Genomic DNA, 18,321 nt, shown 5'->3' with positions numbered 1-18,321 from the left:
CATTGCCATCGGCGAAGCCCAATGCGTGCCGGAACACGCCATCGTATGGGTGATTCTGCCTATTGCCCCCACGCGCCGAAGCTTGGGTGTGTGGCTCGGGCATTCCGTTCAATATGATTGTCATTGTCGTACCACCTGCGGGCGGCTGGTTTCATCGGCGCAAAATGACCAACCCTGGCGCAGGAGTTCTTGCCAAAATGGCGTGGGGAGCCGGGGCACGTTCCCTAGCATGTGTCCCGTGAGTCCAAAGGCGAGCGTTGCGTCCGGAGAAGGGGAGTAAGCGATGGCAAAGTCAGACATCGAGATCGCACAGGAGGCCGAGATTCGGCCCATTGGCGAGATTGCCGAGAAGCTGGGCCTCACCGACGACGAGCTCATCCCCTACGGCCACCACATGGCCAAGGTGGACGTCACCAAGATGGCCGACAAGCCCAAGAAGGCCAAGCTCGTCCTCGTGACCGCCATCAATCCCACGCCCGCCGGCGAGGGCAAGACCACCACCTCCGTCGGACTGGCCGACGCCATGAACGCCCTCGGTCACAAGACGGTGCTCGCTCTGCGCGAGCCCTCTCTGGGGCCGGTTTTCGGTGTCAAGGGTGGTGCGGCAGGTGGCGGATACGCCCAGGTCATTCCCATGGAGAACATCAACCTCCACTTCACCGGCGACTTCCATGCCATCGAGAACGCCAACAACCTGCTGGCCGCCATGCTCGACAACCACATCAAGCAGGGCAACGAGCTGGGCATCGACCCGCGCCGCATCGTGTGGAAGCGCGCGATGGACATGAACGACCGCCAGCTGCGCAAGATCGTGGACGGCCTGGGCGGCGTGGCCAACGGCATGCCGCGCGAGGACGGCTTCGACATCACCGTGGCCTCCGAGGTCATGGCCATCTTCTGCCTGGCCACCGACCTCATGGACCTCAAGGCGCGCCTGGGGCGCGTCGTGGTGGCCTACACCTTTGACCGCAAGCCCGTCACCGCACACGACCTCAAGGCGGAAGGCGCCATGACGGCGCTGCTCAAGGATGCCATCTCGCCCAACCTGGTGCAGACCCTCGAGCACAATCCCGCGTTCGTGCACGGTGGCCCGTTCGCCAACATCGCCCACGGCTGCAACTCCGTCTCTGCCACCACCACGGCCATGAGGCTCGGCGACTACGTGGTGACCGAGGCTGGTTTCGGGGCCGACCTGGGCGCCGAGAAGTTCTGTGACATCAAGTGCCGCCTCGCGGGCCTCACGCCCGACGCCTGCGTGGTGGTCGCCACGGTCCGCGCGCTCAAGCACCACGGCGGCGTGGCCAAGGCCGACCTCAACGACGAGGACCTCGAGGCCCTCGAGGCGGGCCTGCCCAACCTCCTGCAGCACGTCGACAACATGAAGAACGTCTACGGCCTGCCCGTCGTGGTGGCCATCAACGCGTTCCCCACCGACACCAAGGCCGAGCTCGACCTCGTCGAGGCCAAGTGCAGGGAGCTGGGCGTGAACGTGGCCCTTTCTGAGGTGTGGGCCAAGGGCGGCGAGGGCGGGCGTGCCCTGGCCGAGGAGGTCGTGCGCCTCTGCGACGAGCCCTCGGACTTCCATTTCTCCTACGAGCTCGGCGGCATCAAGGAGTCCATCGAGGCCATCGCCAAGCGCGTGTACCGCGCCGACGGGGTCGACTTCACCACCTCTGCCGAGAAGCAGATAAAGCAGCTCGAGGACCAGGGCTTCACCAACATGCCGGTGTGCATGGCCAAGACCCAGTACTCCTTCTCCGACGACGCGGCAAAGCTCGGTGCGCCCAAGGACTTCCGTATCACGGTGCGCAACGTGAAGGTCTCCGCGGGCGCCGGCTTCGTCGTCGCGCTCACTGGCGACATCATGACCATGCCCGGCCTGCCCAAGCGGCCCGCGGCGGAGGGAATCGACGTCACCGAGGACGGCCGCATCGTGGGCCTCTTCTAGAGCGTCGCCTTCGCCGTCCGCGCGGAGCGCGCGCTGTGGGAACATCGACGGGGTCAAGCAAAAGCATCCTGGGTGCCGGGAGCCCCTGCCCTGGTGCCCAGGCGTCGTTTGGAGCAAACATGGAAGACCGCCTAGCGCAGAGGAGCTGCGAGGACTTCTCGCACGACCTCGCGTCCAGGGTGTCGAGTCCCGCAGGCGGCGCGGCCGTCGCCTACGTCGCCTCCCTGGGTGCCGCCCTGGGCTCCATGGCAGCAGAGTTCACCCTGGGCAAGTCTCGCTACGCCGATGTGGAGGGGGAGGTCAGGGAGGCCCTGGACGAGCTCGGGCGGATCCGTCTGAGGCTCGTCGAGCTCGTGGACGAGGACGCCCGCTCGCTCGAGCCTCTGACCCGAGCCTACGCCCTACCCGCGGGCGACCCCCGAAGGCCCGCCGCCCTCGAGGCGGCAGGCCGAGGCGCCTGCGAGGTCCCCCTCGAGCTCATGGGACTCGTCGCCCGGGCGATCCCGCAGCTGGAGCTCCTGGGCGAGAAGGGCTCGCGGCTGCTCGTCTCGGACGTGGGCTGCGCCGCGGCGCTCTGCGGGGCGTCGCTCTCGGCGGCGAGCCTGAACGTCTACGTGAACACGCGCTCGCTCGTGCGGCGCGACGTGGCGGATGGGCTCGACGCCCGCTGCGATGCGCTCCTGGCGCAGTGGGAGCCAAGGGCCGAGGCGCTGCTGCGCGCGGTCACGCGCGCCTTGAGGGAGAGGGGCTAGCATGTCCAGGGAACTGAGGGGTGCCCCCGTCGCCGCAGCCATCGCCGAGGGGCTGCGCCGGCGCGTGGATGCCCTCGCCGAAGCCGGGAGGCCACCCGTGCTGGCGGTCCTTCGCGTGGGGGAGAGGCCCGACGACCTCAGCTACGAGCGCGGCCTCCAGAAGAGGGCGGACGCGCTCGGCATCGGCCTGAGGAGGGTCCTGCCGCCCGAGGGCTGCGGCCAGGGGGAGCTGGAGGCGGCCATTCGCTCCGTCAACGAGGACGACGAGGTCTCCGGCTGCCTCATGTTCCGTCCGCTTCCCGCGGGGCTCGACGGGGAGGCTGCCTGCACCCTGCTCGCTCCTGGGAAAGACGTGGACGGCGTCACGCCTCTCTCGCTTGCCAAGGTCTTCTCGGGCAGGGGACGTGGCTTCGCGCCCTGCACGGCGGAGGCGGCCCTGCGCCTCCTCGACCACTACGGCATCGGGCTCTCGGGCAGGCGCGTGACCGTCGTGGGGCGCTCGCTGATCGTGGGACGTCCGCTGGCGCTGCTGCTGCAGGCGCGTGACGCTACCGTGACGCTCTGCCACAGCAGGACCCGTGACCTCGCCGCCGCATGCCGCGGGGCCGAGGTCCTCGTCGTCGCCACGGGCAGGCCTCGCATGGTCGGCGCGGACTTCGTCACTCCCGGCCAGGTGGTGGTGGACGTGGGCATAAACTGGGACGGCGAGGCGGGCAGGCTTGTGGGCGACGTCGACTTCGACGCGGTGGCGCCCCTCGTCTCTGCCATCACGCCGGTCCCGGGCGGGATCGGCTCCATAACGACGGCCGTGCTCATGGAGCACGTGGTGAGTGCGGCCGAGCTGCGGCACTGATTCAGACGTTGACGGTGCATGGCGCCGCGCCCGCGCGCGGCCGGAGGGAAGGCAGGTGCATGGAACGGGACGAGGCCCAGGTGGCGCATGGGATAGACAGGCCGCGCGTGGAGGCGGCGATGAGGGAGTTCCTTCTCGCCATAGGGGAGGACCCCGACCGCGAGGGGCTCAGGGGCACCCCCGACCGCGTGGCGCGCGCCTGCGAGGAGCTCCTGGGGGGATACGCCGAGGACCCGTCCTCCCACCTGCTCAGACAGTTCCAGGAGGGCCACAACCAGGAGCTCGTCATAGTGAGGGACATCCCCTTCGCCTCCCTGTGCGAGCACCACGTCCTCCCCTTCGTGGGCAAGGCGCATGTCGCCTACATCCCCCGCGACGGTCGCATCACGGGACTCTCGAAGATAGGCCGCTGCGTGAGCGGCTATGCCCGCAGGCTCCAGGTCCAGGAGCGCCTCACCGCACAGATCGCCGACGCCATGGTCGACGCGCTCGACCCCCTGGGCGTCCTCGTCGTCCTGCAGGCGGAGCACAGCTGCATGACCATGCGTGGCATCAGGAGCGCCGGCTCGCAGACGGTCACCTCCGCGGTGCGCGGCGCGCTCAAGAACGACGCGCGCACGCGCGAGGAGGCACTGAGGCTCCTCGGGCTCTAGGGGGCGAGCCTCCGCCCGTGGTGGGGCATGCGGGCCCTCTCACCCCGGGCCTCCCGGTCTCCGTCCGCCAAACGTCGCCGCATGCGTCCATGTCGCGAACACGAAGGAAGGCAAGACATGTACCGACTCCCGTTTCCCGTTCCCGAGCTGAGCTACGACGACGCGCTCGGCGTCCTCCGCTCGACGCTCAGGCTGGGCATCAGCCCCATGCTCGAGAGCGTGGAGGACATGCTCGCGGAGCTCGGCAACCCCGACCTGAGCTTCCGCAGCCTGCAGGTCGCGGGCACGAACGGCAAGACGTCCACCTCCCGCTACGCGGCGGCGATCCTGCGCGGGGAGGGCCTCAGGGTGGGCCTCTACACCTCGCCCGAGCTCGTGAGCTACACCGAGCGCTTGGAGCTGGATGGCTCTCCCGTCGCCGAGGCGGACTTCGCCCGCGGGGTCGCAGCGGCCGCCGAGGCGGGCCAGCGCGTCAACGCCCACCGCGCCGACCTGGGCCAGAGGCCCTATGACATCACCGAGTTCGACCTGCTCACCGTGGGTGCCTGCGTCGCCTTCGCGCTTCTGGGGGCGGAGGTCGTGGTGCTCGAGTGCGGTATGGGCGGCCGCTGGGACGCCACCACGGCTGTGGGTTCCATCGAATCCGTCGCCGTGACGGGGGTGGGCCTCGACCACACCCGCATCCTGGGTGACACCCTCGAGAAGATCGCGGGCGAGAAGGCCGCCATCATCCGCTCCGGAAGGAGCTGCGTCTTGGGCGTGGGCACCGCCACCCCGGCGAGCGTCGAGGACGTCTTCCTCCGGCGCTGCGCCGACGAGGGTGTGGTGCCGACGCTCCTCAGGCCGCGGAGGCTCGAGGACGCGGTGGGGGAGCTCCATCCCGGACTGCCGCGCGAGCACGAGGGCGCCCCGCACGCGAGCTACGAGGTCCTGCGTCGCCCGGGACGCATCGGCGGCTCGCTCGTCTTCGACGTCACGACGCCGCACGGCAGCTATCGGGAGCTCTCGGCACTCAAGCCCGTCTACCAGGCCGCCAACGTGGCCTGTGCCGTGGTGCTCTGCGAGGACTTTCTGGGACGCGGGCTCGATCCCGAGGCGCTCTTCGAGTCCGTGGTCTGCTGCCCCACGCCCGGCCGCTTTGACGTGGTGCGCGCCGACCCCGTGGGACTCATCGACGCCTGCCACAACCCGCAGTCCGTGGGGGTGTTCCTCTCGGCCGTGAGGGAGGTGGCTCCCGAGGTGGCGACGAGGCCCACCCTGCTCTGCGCCGTCCTGGCGGACAAGGACGTGGACGGGATCGTCGGTCTGCTTGCCCCGGAGTTCCCCCGCGTGGTCGTCACGCAGACGCGCTCGCCGCGCGCCCTGGCGGCGCACGAGCTTGCCGAGCGCTTCCGCGCCCATGCCGCAGAGCCGGTGGGGGAGTATGCGAGCTGCGGAGAGGCGCTGGCCGCCCTGGTGGGAGAGGCCTTCGTCGCCTGTGGTTCCATCACGCTTGCGGGAGAGGTCGCGGCCGCCCTGCGCTAGCCATCTGCTACAATTGCCCGAGCTACCCAAATGGGTCATGGCGCGAGCATGTCCGTCCGCGTGGCGCCGTCCTATGACAGCAAAGGAGCACAGCCTTAATGTCAGACCTACTTGACCAGCTCATCACCCCTGAGGTGCGCATGGTGCTCTACCTCATGGTCGCCTGCGTCGTCATGCTCTATATCCTCTCCATCGTCTACGTCATCCGCGACGCCCAGCGGCGCGGTGCCGAGCCCTGGTGGCTCTGGGCGATCATCTCGGTGATCCCCATCGTGGGCCTTCTCGCCTACGTGATCCTGCGCCCCAGCAGCTACCTGGTCGACCGCGAGGAGCAGGACCTGGACATCGCCCTGCGCGAGCACCAGCTCTCGCACTACGGCATCTGCCCCAAGTGCGGAGCTCCCATCGACCGCGACTTCGTGGTCTGCCCCATCTGCAACACGCAGGTGCGCAACGTCTGCCCCACCTGCCACCGCCCGCTCAATGCGGACTGGAAGGTCTGCCCCTACTGCCGTACCCGCATCCAGTAGCCCTAAGGCCAACGTAGTTCCGACGCCAGGCGCCTCCGTCACCGCGACGGGGGCGCCTGACTTGTGCGTGACGGACCGACGGCGTCGTGCGGCCCGCTTCGTTACGCATGCGTTTCGATGGGCGGGAAGGTACGTGACGTCGTTCTCGCGCGCCCCACCCCGGGGAATAAGGTTCCGAGAAAAGCCGCCGTTCCGATGCGGCGCAGAAAGGAAGCGCATGTACCTAGAGAACATCCATTCGCCCCAGGACGTGAAGGCCCTCGCGAGCGACCAGCTGCCGGTCCTCGCACAGGAGATCAGGGACGCGCTACTGAGGCGCGCCGCGGCGCACGGTGGGCACTTCGGCCCCAACTTCGGCTTCGTCGAGGCGACGATCGCCTTGCACTACGTGTTCGACTCGCCTCGCGACCACTTCGTCTTCGACGTCTCGCACCAGACCTACCCGCACAAGATGCTCACAGGGCGCGTCGACGCCTACCTCGACACCGCGCGCTACGACGAGGTCAGCGGCTACAGCAACCCCGCCGAGTCGGACCACGACCTCTTCGAGGTCGGCCACACCTCGACCTCCATCAGCCTGGCACTGGGCCTGGCCAAGGCCCGCGACCTCGCCGGGAGGCACGAGAACGCCGTCGCGGTCATAGGCGACGGGTCCCTCAGCGGGGGAGAGGCCCTCGAGGGCCTGGACGTCGCCGGCGAGCTGGGCAGCAACTTCGTCATCGTCTTCAACGACAACCAGATGTCCATCGCCGAGAACCACGGCGGCATGTACGCGCGCCTCGCCCGCCTGCGCGAGACGGGGGGGCAAGGCGGAGGACAACCTCTTCCGGGCCATGGGCCTCGACTACCGCTACGTGGCGGACGGCAACGACTGCGCGGCCCTCGTCGCCGCCTTCGAGGAGGTCCGCGACATCGACCATCCCGTGGTGGTCCACGTCAACACCCTGAAGGGCAAGGGCTACGCCCCCGCCCAGCAGGATCCCGAGCCCTGGCACTACAACGCCCCCTTCGACCTCGCCATGGGGCGTCCCCTCCGCCAGGGCTCCGGCGAGGGCTACGGCTCCATCACGGCGCGCTATCTGCTCGAGCGCGCCAAGTCGGACCGCGACCTCCTCGTGCTTGCAGCCGGCGTGCCCGGGACCCTGGGCCTCGGCCCCGACCAGCGCCGCGAGCTCGGCTCGCACTACCTGGACGTGGGCATCGCGGAGGAGACCGCCGTCGCCCTGGCCTCCGGCGCCGCCAAGGCGGGCGCCCACGTCGTCTTCGGGACGCAGGCCACCTTCCTGCAGCGCGTCTATGACCAGCTCTCGCAGGACCTCTCCATCAACCACAACCCCGCGACCATCGTGGGGGCGAACGCCTCCGTGTGGGGTATGAGCGACGTCACGCACGCCGCGTTCTACTCCATCCCCATGGTCGCCAACATCCCCGGCATCACCTACCTTGCGCCGACCAACGTGGAGGAGTACCTCTCCATGCTCGACTGGTCGCTCGACCAGAAGGAGGGGCCGGTCTACATCGCGGTCCCTGCCGGTCCCGTACGGCATGCCCCCGAGGGCGCGACGCAGCGCGGCGACTACTCCCAGACCCGCTGGGGGCACGCGCGCGAGGGCAAGAGGGTCGCGATCCTCGCGTTGGGGGACTTCTTCGGCCTGGGAGAGCGGGCGGCGGACCTCCTCGCCGAGCACGGGGTGGAGGCCACGCTGGTCAACCCCCTCTTCGTCTCCGGTCTCGACGAGGGCGCCCTGGACGAGCTCGCCCGCACGCACGAGCTCGTCGTGACCCTCGAGGACGGTTCGGTCGACGGGGGCTTCGGCCAGCGCGTGGCAGGCCATCTCGCGGCCGACGCCTCCACGAGGGTGCTGGTCCGCGGCTTCGCCAAGGCGTTCTACGACCGCTACGACGCGGACGAGCTCCTGCGCGAGGCGCGGCTCGCCCCCGAGCAGGTCTGCGAGGACGTTCTGGCCCAGCTGGGGGCATAGCCACCGCGCGGGGCGGGCGAGAGGGGCGTGCGTGCGCGGTCGCGGATGGCTCCTCTCGCCCGCGTCGTCCATGTGGCCTCCTTGGGGCGATGGGTTCCAAGTGCGCTGTCTGGGCTGACCGGAGGCCCAGGATGTGGTAAACCTTTGCCCTGTAGCCAAACGGAGGTTTCCCAGCATGCTCTCTTGCGACAGGCCAGCGTCTGCCAGCTCCACCCGAACTCCGACTATCTAGGCGTCTGTCCCTTCACGGCAGCGAGCTGCCTGCGGCAGGCGCCTCAACCGCTCGGCCCCAGAGGGAGGTCGGGCGTTTTTTCTTGTACCGACGAGCATGGCAAGCGACCAGCTGCAAGGAAAGGTTTTACAACTATGAAGGCACTCTTCAACGACGGCCGCGTGGACGAGGTCCCCGAGGACGAGGAGCTCCACGTCATCCGCCACTCCGCCGCGCACATCATGGCCCAGGCTATCAAGCGCCTGTACCCCGAGGCGGACTTCGCTTACGGCCCCGCGACCGAGAACGGCTTCTACTACGACATCGACCTGCCCGAGGGCCAGAAGATCAGCGACGAGGACCTCCCCGCCATCGAGGCCGAGATGCGCAAGGTCGCCAAGGAGAACCTCAAGTTCGAGACCTACGAGCTCCCGCGCGCCGAGGCCATCGAGCACATGAGGGAGAGGGGGGAGAAGTACAAGGTCGAGCACATCGGCGACCTCCCCGAGGACGCGCGCATCACCTTCTACAGGCAGGGCGAGTACGTAGACATGTGCGTGGGGCCCCACCTCACCTACACCAAGGCCCTCAAGGCCTTCAAGCTCACCGGTGTCTCGGGCGCCTACTGGAAGGGCGACAGCTCCAACAAGATGCTCACCCGCGTGAGCGGAACCGCCTTCCGCAGCAAGGACGAGCTGGCGGCCTGGGAGCACATGCTCGAGGAGGCCGAGAAGCGCGACCACCGCAAGATAGGCCGCGAGATGGACCTCTTCATGATGAGCGACGCCGGTCCAGGCTTCCCCTTCTGGCTCCCCAACGGCATGCGCGTCAAGAACGCGCTCATGCAGTACTGGCAGGAGATGCAGGACGCCTACGGATACGAGCAGGTGCAGACGCCCATCATCCTCTCGCGCAAGCTTTGGGAGACCTCGGGCCACTGGGACCACTACAAGGAGAACATGTACACCACCCTCATCGACGATGAGGACTACGCGGTGAAGCCCATGAACTGCCCCGGCGCCTGCCTGATCTACAAGAGCCGCCCGCGCTCCTACCGTGACCTGCCCCTGAAGCTCGCCGAGGCCGGACTCGACCACCGCCACGAGCTCAAGGGCGCCCTGCACGGCCTCTTCCGCGTGCGCGAGTTCACCCAGGACGATGCCCACCTCTTCATCCGCCCGGACCAGATCACCGAGCAGGTGACCGACACCGCACACCTGATCACCACCTACTACGCGCAGTTCGGCTTCCCCTACCGCGTCGAGCTTTCCACCCGCCCCGAGGACTCCATGGGCTCCGACGAGGACTGGGAGCAGGCGGAGGCGGGCCTCAAGGAGGCGCTCGACTCCATGGGCGTCGAGTACACGCTCAACGAGGGCGACGGCGCCTTCTATGGCCCCAAGATTGACTTCCACCTGCAGGACTGCCTGGGCCGCACCTGGCAGTGCGGGACCATCCAGCTCGACTTCCAGCTCCCCCAGAACTTCGAGCTCGAGTACACTGCCCCCGACGGCAGCAAGCAGCGCCCCATCATGATCCACCGCGCCGGCTTCGGATCCTTCGAGCGCTTCACCGGCATGCTCATCGAGCAGTACGCCGGAAAGTTCCCCACCTGGCTGAGCCCCTGCCAGGTCAAGGTCCTTCCCGTGTCCGAGAAGGCCCGCGACTACGCCAAGGAGGTCGGCGAGAGGCTGCGCGCCGCCGGCATCCGCGTCAAGGTGGACGAGCGCGACGAGAAGATCGGCTACAAGATTCGTGAGGCGCGCTCCATCGACCGCGTGCCCTACATGCTCATCCTGGGCGAGAAGGAAGCTGAGGCGGGCAACATCAGCGTCCGCGACCGCTCCAACGAGACCCACCAGACGAGCCTCGAGGAGTTCGTTGCCAGCGTGACGGCAGAGATCGCCGAACGTCGCGGCTAGGCGTGGGGGGCCGTCCTCAGAGCGAGGTCGAGAGGGGCTTCTCCCAGAGGGTCGGGGCACGGCGCACGCGCGTCGTGCGCGCCGGCTCCCGGGAGGGGCTCCTCTCGCGTCTGTGCCTGCCCGGGGACGCCCTCGTGGTGCCGACCCTCGGAGGCATGCCCGTGGGGGTGCCGGACCTGCGCGTCCTCGCTCCCGAGGCGCGGGGGCAGGGCAGGGCGGTCGTGGCCGACAACACGCTCGCGAGCTCCTTTGGCGCGGCGCCGCTCAGGCGTGGTGCGCACCTGGCGGTGGAGCTCCTCGACCCCGTCCTGGGAGAGGGCGCGGGTCTGGCCGCGGTGAGCCTCTCGCGCGACTCGCGGCGCGTCGCGGGACTGGACGAGGCTGTGGACGCGCTCGACGGCGCGAGTGCGGGGGAGCTCGAGGCGCTCGTGGCGGCGCTTCCTGCTTTCGACCTGCGCCGACGTGCCGCGAACGACGAGGCGATGGTCGTCGCCTGCTATCTGCGCTGCCATCCCGCCGTCTCGGGGCTGCGCTATCCCGGGCTTCCCGATGACCCAGACCACGAGGCTGCGGCGGCATTGCTCTTCGACGGATTCGGGCCCCTCGTGGACTTCCGGCTGGCGGGGGAGGCCTCCTGGCGTCGCGTCGCCTGCGGCGGGGGAGACGCACGGGGGCTCGTGGCACGGCTGGAGGCACGGCTGTGCCGTCAAGGCTGCTGACCCCGGGCGTTCCCTCTGCCCTTTTGTGCGCCTCGCTGCCCGAAATGGGGTCGCGGGCCTGGCAGCGGGCGCCAGCGGGGTATGGGGCACTTCTAGCATCTTGCCCTTTCGTCCACGAAGCCTCCCCATGCGTTCTTCCTTCCGTACGTTCTTCTTGCCCCCGATGTTCTCTATGCACATCTCTGAAATCGTTTCGGTCCCAACTGGGGTTTTGTAAGCGAGAAGTAAGAGACTTGCATAGAGAACGCCCGCAGGGGCGTGGCGGCTTGCATAGAGAACGCCTGCAGGGCCGCGACGGCATAGAGAACGCCCGCAGGGGCGCAGTTGCTTGCATAGAGAACGCTCCGGGCGAGAGGGACGCGCGCTCCGTCGCCGCATGGCGTCAGTGGCCTCGTTGCCTTGCGGCCCAATTGCGCCACTGGGCGCCAATTAGGGCCCACTTGTACATCGTTTGATAGACAACCGCAGGTAAAGGTGCAAATCTGAAGCGCTTAGGCCTGTCTTTGCACATATCCCCGCAAGGCTTTTTCGCTATGATTAGGACCGTACGTAGAGCCCTACGTAGACGGCATCACCGACTGCGGTGCCCTACCTCACGCGAAAGGGGAAGCATGGCAAAGGCCGAGAAAGTCATCGACAGCGTCGATGCCCTGGCAGAGCGTATCGCGCAGATGCGCGTGGCCCAGGCCGAGTTCGCAACGTTCACCCAGGAGCAGGTCGACAGGATCTTCTACGAGGCGGCCATGGCCGCCGACAAGGCCCGCATCCCGCTGGCCAAGCTCGCGGTGGAAGAGACCCACATGGGCCTCGTCGAGGACAAGGTCATCAAGAACCACTATGCGGCCGAGTACATCTACAACAAGTACCGCAACACCAAGACCTGCGGCGTAATCTTCGAGGACAAGGCCTACGGCTTCAAGAAGATCGCGGAGCCCATCGGCATCATCGCCGCCGTCATCCCCACCACCAACCCCACCTCGACGGCCATCTTCAAGACGCTGGTCTGCCTCAAGACCCGCAACGCCATCATCATCAGCCCGCACCCCCGCGCCAAGCAGTGCACCATCGAGGCCGCGCGCGTGGTACGCGACGCCGCCGAGGCGGCAGGCCTGCCCAAGGGCATCATCTCGTGGATCGACGAGCCCTCGCTCGCCCTCACCAACGAGCTGATGCACTCCTGCGACACCATCCTGGCAACGGGTGGCCCCGGCATGGTCAACGCCGCCTACAGCTCGGGCAAGCCCGCCCTGGGTGTCGGCCCCGGCAACAACCCCGCCATCATCGACGACTCCGCCGACGTCGAGCTCTCGGTCAACTCGATCATCCATTCCAAGACCTTCGACTACGGCATGATCTGCGCCACCGAGCAGAACGTGATCGTCCTCGACGGCGTCTACGACGCGGTGAAGGCCGAGTTCGAGAAGCGCGGCTGCTACATCCTGAAGGGCGACGAGGCAGACAAGGTCGTCAACCTGGTCATCAAGGACGGCGGCGCGGTCAACGCCGCCATGGTGGGCCAGTCTGCCTACCACATCGCCTGCGAGGCGGGCGTGGACGTCCCCAGGTCCACCAAGGTCCTGATTGGCGAGACCGAGTCCGTCGAGCCCTCCAACCGCTGGGCGCACGAGAAGCTCACCACCATCCTGGGCATGTACCGCGCCAAGGACTTCGACGACGCCATCGCGAAGGCATCGCGCCTGGTCGCCGACGGCGGCTACGGCCACACGAGCTCCCTCTTCTGTGACGTGCGCGAGACCGAGAAGCTCGAGAAGCACCAGAATGCCATGAAGACCTGCCGCATCCTGGTCAACACCCCCGCTGCCCAGGGCGGCATCGGTGACATCTACAACTTCATGATGACCCCGTCGCTCACCCTCGGCTGCGGAACCTGGGGAGGCAACTCCGTCTGCGGAAACGTCGGCGTCGCCAACCTGCTCAATGTCAAGGACGTGGCAGAGAGGCGTGAGAACATGCTGTGGCTCCGTACCCCCGAGAAGGTCTACTTCAAGAAGGGCTGCATGCCCGTCGCCCTGGACGAGCTGGGCACGGTCATGGGCAAGAAGCGCTGCTTCATCGTCACCGACCAGTTCCTCTACAAGAACGGCTTCACCAAGCCCATCGAGGACAAGCTCGACCAGATGGGCATCGTGCACTCCAGCTTCTGGAACGTCGAGCCCGACCCCTCGCTGCAGTCCGCGCTCGAGGGCCTGCAGCAGATGAAGGCCTTCGAGCCCGACGTGATCATCGCCATGGGCGGCGGCTCGGCCATGGACTGCGGCAAGATCATGTGGTCGATGTACGAGAACCCGGACGAGAAGTTCGAGGACATGTCCGCCGACTTCATGGACATCCGCAAGCGCGTCTACACCTTCCCCAAGATGGGCAAGAAGGCCTACTTCGTGGCCATCCCCACCTCCTCGGGCACCGGCTCCGAGGTCACGCCCTTCGCCATCATCACCGACAAGACGACCGGCGTTAAGTGGCCCATCACCGACTACGAGCTCATGCCCAACATGGCCATCGTGGACACGGACAACATGATGACCCAGCCGCGTGGCCTCACCTCGTCCTCTGGCGTCGACGTCCTGACCCACTGCCTCGAGGCCTACGTGTCGGTCATGGCGTCCGACTACACCGACCCCCTGGCACTCCAGGGCATGAAGCTGGTCTTCGACTACCTGCCCCGCGCCTACGACAACCCGACCGACGTCGAGGCCCGCGACCACATGGCGAACGCCTCCTGCCTGGGTGGCCTCGCCTTCGCCAACGCGTTCCTCGGCATCAACCACTCCATGGCGCACAAGCTGGGCGCCTTCCACCACATCCCGCACGGCTGGGCCAACGCGGTGATCCTCACGCGCGTCATGCGCTACAACGCGGCCGAGCGCCCCACCCGCATGGGCACCTTCCCGCAGTATGACCATCCCAAGACCCTGCACCGCTACGCCGAGGCCGCCCGCTACTGTGGCGTCACCGGCAAGGACGACCAGGAGGTCTTCGAGAAGTTCGTCGCCAAGATCCAGGAGCTCTTCGACTACGTGGGCGTCCATCGCACCATCGCCGAGTACGGCGTGGACGAGAAGAACTTCCTCGACAACCTCGACGCCATGGTGGAGCAGGCCTTCAACGACCAGTGCACCGGCGCGAACCCCCGCTATCCCCTGATGAGCGAGATCAAGGAGCTCTACCTCGATGCCTACTACGGCCGCGAGCCTAGCTCCTACGAGGACTAGCGCTGCGGGAGGTCGAAGGAAGCAACGATTCGTGACCCACGAGGAGGATCGCAATGAAGCTGTCTGACGGCAAGGTCGAATTGGTGCGTCGTGGCAACAAGGTCGTCTACCACGATGGTGACAGGCTCGTTAAGGTGTTCAACAGCGAGAAGCCCGCGGCCGACGTGTTCAACGAGGCCCTCAACCTCGCGCGCGTCCAGGGCGTGGGCATCCGCGTCCCCGAGGTGCTCGAGGTCTCCCGCGTGGAGGAGGGCGAGCACAAGGGCTCCTGGGCCCTTGCCACCCGCTACGTCCACGGCGTGACGCTGCTCGAGGTCGCCCAGGGCGATCCCGAGGGGAGGGGGCGCTACCTGGAGCAGCTGGTGGACCTCCAGGCGGAGGTCCACTCCTTCGAGGCACCCCTGCTCAACCGCCAGAAGGACAAGCTGGCACGCATGATAGCCAGCTGCAAGGGCATCGACCCCTCCGTGCGCTACGACCTCGAGATGCGCGTCGACGGGATGAAGCCCGGCATGAGGGTGTGCCACGGCGACTTCGTCCCCTCCAACGTGATCGTGAGCGAGGACGGCAACGAGCTCTACGTCTGCGACTGGGCGCACGTCACCGCCGGCCTGCCCGAGCTTGACGCCGCCATGACCTACCTGCTCTTCAGCCTCGAGGACCCCGAGCTTGCCGAGGAGTACCTGGTCATCTACTCGCGGCGTACCGACACGCCCAAGCAGGTCGTGCACTACTGGCTGCCCGTCGTCGCCGCCGCGGAGCTCTCGCGTAACCGCAAGGTCAACGAGGAGAAGCTCGCCGGTATGGTCAACGTGGGCGACTACGAGTAGGCAACGGGGCATGGCCCGCCACGTGAGTTAGGGATGCAGGGGACCCGGAGAGCCTTTCGGGTCCCCTGCGCATGACGCCCCAGCAAGGACAAGGCCCGAAGGAAGGGGAGAGATGCGCGCAAAGACCACTCGAAGGGGACTTGCCAGGCTTGCCTGCCTGGCCTTCGCCCTGGTGCTTGCCGTGGGTGCGGGGCTCTCGCTCGCTGGATGCAAGCAGGCGGAGGAGCAGCTCATACGGGCTGGCCTCACGCAAAGCCTGGACGCGCTCAAGAACCCGAGCAGGGAGTCGCTGGAGCCTTACGTGTCGCAGCTGGGGCAGGACGGCGTGAGCAGGCTCGAAGGCTGTGGGATCGACGTGTACGACCTTGCCGCGCACGTACTCAAAGGCTTCGACTACCAGCTGGGGGACGTGAGCGTGGATGGTGACACGGCGACCGCCGCCGTGCACGTCAAGGGGCGCGACCTCGCCCCGGCGCTCGAGGCGACCTGGTCGGGCTTTTCCTCCGGCGAGGGGATGGCCGAGCTCGTCTCGACCTACCAGGACGGCGGGGAGGCCGCCGTGGCGCAGAAGCTCCTCTCCCGCTTCTACGAGAACCTGGACGCAAGTGACGCCCAGGTCGAGGGTGACGTTACGCTCGACCTGGTGAAGGGCGAGGATGGCTGGCAGCCCACGAAGGATGACGCCCAGAGGATGGCGGACGTCCTGTTCGGCAACATCGACCTCTCGTCCCTGGAGTCCCTCGTCTAGCCCTGGCGTCTGAGCAGCGAGAGACGGGGCGCGGGCCGAAGACGGTCTGCGCCCCGCATCGTTCGCAACCCGCGCTGTTGGCCAGTGCTGTCTACTCGTCCTCCGCCAGGCCCCGTGGCTCAAGCTGACGGTAGGTCAGGTACTCGAAGGGCACGCCCCCCGCCGTGACGCCACCCTCCTCGCGCGACTCGATCCTCCAGCCAGGAAGGTCGTCGAGCCGGGGAAACCAGGCGTCGGCCTCCGCCTCGACGTAGTTCATCGTCACGTAGGCGCGCTCGCACCAGGGTAGGAGCTCCTGGTAGACGCTCTGTCCTCCTATGAGCCAAACCTCGTCGGGAGTCGTGTCCGCGACGAGGCCCAGCGCCTCCTCGATGCCGCTCGCGACCTCCACGCCCTCGGGCAGGCCCCCTGCCCCGCGCGTGAGTACGACGTTGCGGCGTCCCCTGAGGGGGCCACCGGGGAAGCTCTGGAGGGTCTTGCGCCCCATGACGACGGTGCCGCCCATGGTGAGCTCAACGAAGCGGCGCATGTCGGCGCGGTTGCGCACGAGGAGGGACCCGTCGAGGCCGATGCCCCAGCTGGGGGTGACGGAGACTATCGCGTTCATCATGGCTCCCCTAGACCGCGATGGGGATGTTCTTGACTTGCGGACCGTGCTCGTAGTCCTCCACGACGAGGTCGTCGGTGGTGAAGTCGTAGAAGTCGTGCACCTCGGGGTTCAGGCTCACCTTGGGCGCAGGGTGGGTCGGGCGCGAGATGAGCTCCCGCACGATGTCCACGTGGCGGTCGTAGATGTGGGCGTCGGCGATCATGTGCACGAGCTCGCCGGCCACCATGTCGTTGGCCTGGGCGACCATCATGAGCAGGAGCGCGTACTGGCAGACGTTCCAGTTGTTCGCGGCGAGCACGTCCTGGCTGCGCTGGACGAGCAGCATGTTGAGGGTCGGCCTCTCGTCACCCTCCGCATGGGTCACGTTGTAGATGGCGTTGAAGGCGCAGGGATAGAGGTTCATCTCGCTGAGGTCGCCGAAGGTGTACAGGTTGGTCATGATGCGGCGGGAGTAGGGGTTGTTCTTGAGGTCATAGAGGACGCGGTCCATCTGGTCGAAGTCGCCTTCGGGGTAATGGCTCCTCTGCGCGACCTGATAGCCGTAGGCCTTGCCTATGCTGCCGTCCTCGTCGGCCCACTCGTCCCAGATGTGGGAGTGGAGGTCGTTGATGTTGTTGGACTTGCGCTGGTAGATCCAGAGGACCTCGTCCATGGCGCTCTTGAGGGCGGTCCTCCTCAGGGTGAGGGCGGGAAACTCCTCCCGCAGGTCGTAGCGGTTGCACACGCCGAAGCTCTTGATGGTGTAGGCGGGACTGCCGTCCTCCCAGCGGGGCCGGACCTTCTGGCCCTCGGTGGTGCTGCCGTGCTCGATGATCTGCCTGCACATGCCAATGAAGATGTCGTCGGCCTTGCTCATGCGCGCTCCTCTCGCCTTGCGCCCTGGATCTTGGTTGTGGCGGCACGTCGCCGCCCTCGTTGGTCTAGCCTCGCTGGATGGAGGATGACCCGAGGTCCTGGTCGTCGCGGAGGAGCTCCTCAAGCTCCCGGACGAGCTCCTCGTCGTCTTCGTCGGTCTCCCAGGCATTCCCTCCCGAGCCCTTCATCTGGTCGAAGGCCCTGAATTCCCTGTCGAGGACGTCACCCACGACCTGGGCGGCGCAGCCACCCAGGTAGGAGAAGACGAGGATGGCCAGCAGGAGGCCCAGGCCGGCTATGACGAGGGGCTTGGCCCCCGAGTTCGCGTTGTCAGGCGAGGTGGTGCCCGAGGCGGTCTCTATGACCTGTGGCCCGCTTTCGGTGACCTGAGCCTGCTCCTCCATGCACACCTCCTCTGTGGGCTGGCTTCCCATGATACCCGAGGCAAGGCGTCACGTCGCATTTCCTCGGGGTGCCTGTAGCCTAGAGATGGCTGGACTCGAAGACGGAGTCCCACATCACGCCCAGCGTCATGATCAGCCCGTGGTCCGCGGGAAGCCAGTCGACGTCGGTGAGCTCGTCCCGGCCCAGCCAGCGGAGCTCGCGGTGCTCGCGAAGGACGGGCTCCTCATCCTCGGCGAGGCTGCACACGAAGCAGTCCATGTCCAGGTGGAAGCCGGGATACTCGTAGTCGACGCTGTCGAGGTACCAGATGGTGGAGAGCTCGCACCCCAGCTCCTCCCGCACCTCGCGCCTGAGGGCCTCCTCGCGCGACTCGCCCTCCTCCACCTTGCCGCCGGGGAACTCCCATCCCTCCATGCCATGTCCGCGCCGTGCCGCCAGGACCTTCCCGCCGCGTTGGACGATGGCACAGACGACCTTGGTTTTTTCCATTCACGCACCTCCGGGCCCTCGCGATGGGTATCAGTGGTTGGTATGCGGAGCCCATTC

16 protein-coding genes and 1 pseudogene are annotated in these 18,321 nt (G+C 67.3%); 13 read left to right on the top strand and 4 right to left on the bottom strand.

Features of this window, described 5'->3' with window-relative positions; translation table 11 throughout:
- The first annotated feature begins 283 nt into the window (after positions 1 to 283).
- From ACMPH2_RS01745 to ACMPH2_RS01685, 13 genes and pseudogenes are all read left to right on the top strand, one after another.
- Positions 284 to 1,948: a formate--tetrahydrofolate ligase gene (locus tag ACMPH2_RS01745; RefSeq protein ID WP_417118453.1), complete on the top strand. Its 1,665-nt coding sequence runs from the start codon at positions 284 to 286 to the stop codon at positions 1,946 to 1,948.
- A gap of 119 nt (positions 1,949 to 2,067) precedes the next feature.
- Positions 2,068 to 2,700 carry a cyclodeaminase/cyclohydrolase family protein gene (locus tag ACMPH2_RS01740; RefSeq protein WP_009279087.1) on the top strand — a complete coding sequence of 211 codons (633 nt, stop codon included), beginning with the start codon at positions 2,068 to 2,070 and terminating at the stop codon, positions 2,698 to 2,700.
- Position 2,701: 1 nt separating this feature from the next.
- Positions 2,702 to 3,553 carry a bifunctional 5,10-methylenetetrahydrofolate dehydrogenase/5,10-methenyltetrahydrofolate cyclohydrolase gene (locus ACMPH2_RS01735; RefSeq protein ID WP_417118452.1) on the top strand — a complete coding sequence of 284 codons (852 nt, stop codon included), beginning with the start codon at positions 2,702 to 2,704 and terminating at the stop codon, positions 3,551 to 3,553.
- Between the two features lie 59 nt (positions 3,554 to 3,612).
- Positions 3,613 to 4,206 carry a GTP cyclohydrolase I FolE gene (gene folE, locus ACMPH2_RS01730; protein WP_009279089.1) on the top strand — a complete coding sequence of 198 codons (594 nt, stop codon included), beginning with the start codon at positions 3,613 to 3,615 and terminating at the stop codon, positions 4,204 to 4,206.
- 117 nt (positions 4,207 to 4,323) lie between these two features.
- Positions 4,324 to 5,730 carry a bifunctional folylpolyglutamate synthase/dihydrofolate synthase gene (locus tag ACMPH2_RS01725; protein ID WP_417118451.1) on the top strand — a complete coding sequence of 469 codons (1,407 nt, stop codon included), beginning with the start codon at positions 4,324 to 4,326 and terminating at the stop codon, positions 5,728 to 5,730.
- A gap of 98 nt (positions 5,731 to 5,828) precedes the next feature.
- Positions 5,829 to 6,260: a double zinc ribbon domain-containing protein gene (locus ACMPH2_RS01720; protein ID WP_009279091.1), complete on the top strand. Its 432-nt coding sequence runs from the start codon at positions 5,829 to 5,831 to the stop codon at positions 6,258 to 6,260.
- Positions 6,214 to 6,996 (top strand): annotated as a pseudogene (locus ACMPH2_RS01715) (1-deoxy-D-xylulose-5-phosphate synthase N-terminal domain-containing protein); the annotation flags it as partial. The gene ACMPH2_RS01720 and the pseudogene ACMPH2_RS01715, both read left to right, overlap by 47 nt.
- Positions 6,997 to 7,093: 97 nt before the next feature.
- Positions 7,094 to 8,242 carry a transketolase C-terminal domain-containing protein gene (locus tag ACMPH2_RS01710; RefSeq protein WP_417118450.1) on the top strand — a complete coding sequence of 383 codons (1,149 nt, stop codon included), beginning with the start codon at positions 7,094 to 7,096 and terminating at the stop codon, positions 8,240 to 8,242.
- A 366-nt stretch (positions 8,243 to 8,608) separates the two neighbouring features.
- Positions 8,609 to 10,375, top strand: a complete 1,767-nt coding sequence (gene thrS, locus ACMPH2_RS01705) for a threonine--tRNA ligase (RefSeq protein WP_417118449.1) — start codon at positions 8,609 to 8,611, stop codon at positions 10,373 to 10,375.
- A gap of 2 nt (positions 10,376 to 10,377) precedes the next feature.
- Positions 10,378 to 11,094, top strand: coding sequence for a PLP-dependent transferase (locus tag ACMPH2_RS01700; RefSeq protein ID WP_417118448.1), 717 nt, complete (start codon positions 10,378 to 10,380; stop codon positions 11,092 to 11,094).
- 611 nt (positions 11,095 to 11,705) lie between these two features.
- Positions 11,706 to 14,327 carry a bifunctional acetaldehyde-CoA/alcohol dehydrogenase gene (gene adhE / locus ACMPH2_RS01695; RefSeq protein WP_417118447.1) on the top strand — a complete coding sequence of 874 codons (2,622 nt, stop codon included), beginning with the start codon at positions 11,706 to 11,708 and terminating at the stop codon, positions 14,325 to 14,327.
- A gap of 53 nt (positions 14,328 to 14,380) precedes the next feature.
- Positions 14,381 to 15,157 carry a phosphotransferase family protein gene (locus tag ACMPH2_RS01690; protein ID WP_009279096.1) on the top strand — a complete coding sequence of 259 codons (777 nt, stop codon included), beginning with the start codon at positions 14,381 to 14,383 and terminating at the stop codon, positions 15,155 to 15,157.
- 112 nt (positions 15,158 to 15,269) lie between these two features.
- Entirely contained in the window at positions 15,270 to 15,905 is a 636-nt protein-coding gene (locus tag ACMPH2_RS01685) for a hypothetical protein (RefSeq protein WP_417118446.1), read from the top strand.
- A 91-nt stretch (positions 15,906 to 15,996) separates the two neighbouring features.
- Here the strand turns inward: ACMPH2_RS01685 and ACMPH2_RS01680 are convergent, their stop codons facing one another.
- The 4 genes from ACMPH2_RS01680 to ACMPH2_RS01665 all read right to left on the bottom strand — a co-directional run bounded on the left by ACMPH2_RS01680 (position 15,997) and on the right by ACMPH2_RS01665 (position 18,264).
- Positions 15,997 to 16,512: a dihydrofolate reductase gene (locus ACMPH2_RS01680; RefSeq protein WP_417118445.1), complete on the bottom strand. Its 516-nt coding sequence runs from the start codon at positions 16,510 to 16,512 to the stop codon at positions 15,997 to 15,999.
- 10 nt (positions 16,513 to 16,522) lie between these two features.
- Positions 16,523 to 17,371, bottom strand: a complete 849-nt coding sequence (thyA, locus tag ACMPH2_RS01675) for a thymidylate synthase (RefSeq protein ID WP_062531294.1) — start codon at positions 17,369 to 17,371, stop codon at positions 16,523 to 16,525.
- Between the two features lie 64 nt (positions 17,372 to 17,435).
- Entirely contained in the window at positions 17,436 to 17,774 is a 339-nt protein-coding gene (locus tag ACMPH2_RS01670) for a hypothetical protein (protein ID WP_417118444.1), read from the bottom strand.
- 79 nt (positions 17,775 to 17,853) lie between these two features.
- Positions 17,854 to 18,264, bottom strand: coding sequence for a (deoxy)nucleoside triphosphate pyrophosphohydrolase (locus ACMPH2_RS01665; protein ID WP_009279103.1), 411 nt, complete (start codon positions 18,262 to 18,264; stop codon positions 17,854 to 17,856).
- Between the last annotated feature and the right edge of the window lie 57 nt (positions 18,265 to 18,321).

It is taken from the genome of Olsenella phocaeensis (assembly GCF_048189965.1).
GTDB classification, from domain to species: Bacteria; Actinomycetota; Coriobacteriia; order Coriobacteriales; family Atopobiaceae; genus Olsenella_I; species Olsenella_I phocaeensis.
This window is presented reverse-complemented; position numbering and strand designations above follow the sequence as displayed.

Excerpts from the sequence above, each read along its gene's own strand:
- ACMPH2_RS01710 (WP_417118450.1), top strand. The coding sequence starts at position 7,094 with ATGGGCCTCGACTACCGCTACGTGGCGGACGGCAACGACTGCGCGGCC.
- ACMPH2_RS01670 (WP_417118444.1), bottom strand. The coding sequence starts at position 17,774 with ATGGAGGAGCAGGCTCAGGTCACCGAAAGCGGGCCACAGGTCATAGAG.
- thrS (WP_417118449.1), top strand. The coding sequence starts at position 8,609 with ATGAAGGCACTCTTCAACGACGGCCGCGTGGACGAGGTCCCCGAGGAC.
- thyA (WP_062531294.1), bottom strand. The coding sequence starts at position 17,371 with ATGAGCAAGGCCGACGACATCTTCATTGGCATGTGCAGGCAGATCATC.
- ACMPH2_RS01720 (WP_009279091.1), top strand. The coding sequence starts at position 5,829 with ATGTCAGACCTACTTGACCAGCTCATCACCCCTGAGGTGCGCATGGTG.
- ACMPH2_RS01690 (WP_009279096.1), top strand. The coding sequence starts at position 14,381 with ATGAAGCTGTCTGACGGCAAGGTCGAATTGGTGCGTCGTGGCAACAAG.
- ACMPH2_RS01685 (WP_417118446.1), top strand. The coding sequence starts at position 15,270 with ATGCGCGCAAAGACCACTCGAAGGGGACTTGCCAGGCTTGCCTGCCTG.
- ACMPH2_RS01665 (WP_009279103.1), bottom strand. The coding sequence starts at position 18,264 with ATGGAAAAAACCAAGGTCGTCTGTGCCATCGTCCAACGCGGCGGGAAG.
- ACMPH2_RS01735 (WP_417118452.1), top strand. The coding sequence starts at position 2,702 with ATGTCCAGGGAACTGAGGGGTGCCCCCGTCGCCGCAGCCATCGCCGAG.
- adhE (WP_417118447.1), top strand. The coding sequence starts at position 11,706 with ATGGCAAAGGCCGAGAAAGTCATCGACAGCGTCGATGCCCTGGCAGAG.
- ACMPH2_RS01740 (WP_009279087.1), top strand. The coding sequence starts at position 2,068 with ATGGAAGACCGCCTAGCGCAGAGGAGCTGCGAGGACTTCTCGCACGAC.
- folE (WP_009279089.1), top strand. The coding sequence starts at position 3,613 with ATGGAACGGGACGAGGCCCAGGTGGCGCATGGGATAGACAGGCCGCGC.
- ACMPH2_RS01725 (WP_417118451.1), top strand. The coding sequence starts at position 4,324 with ATGTACCGACTCCCGTTTCCCGTTCCCGAGCTGAGCTACGACGACGCG.
- ACMPH2_RS01745 (WP_417118453.1), top strand. The coding sequence starts at position 284 with ATGGCAAAGTCAGACATCGAGATCGCACAGGAGGCCGAGATTCGGCCC.
- ACMPH2_RS01680 (WP_417118445.1), bottom strand. The coding sequence starts at position 16,512 with ATGAACGCGATAGTCTCCGTCACCCCCAGCTGGGGCATCGGCCTCGAC.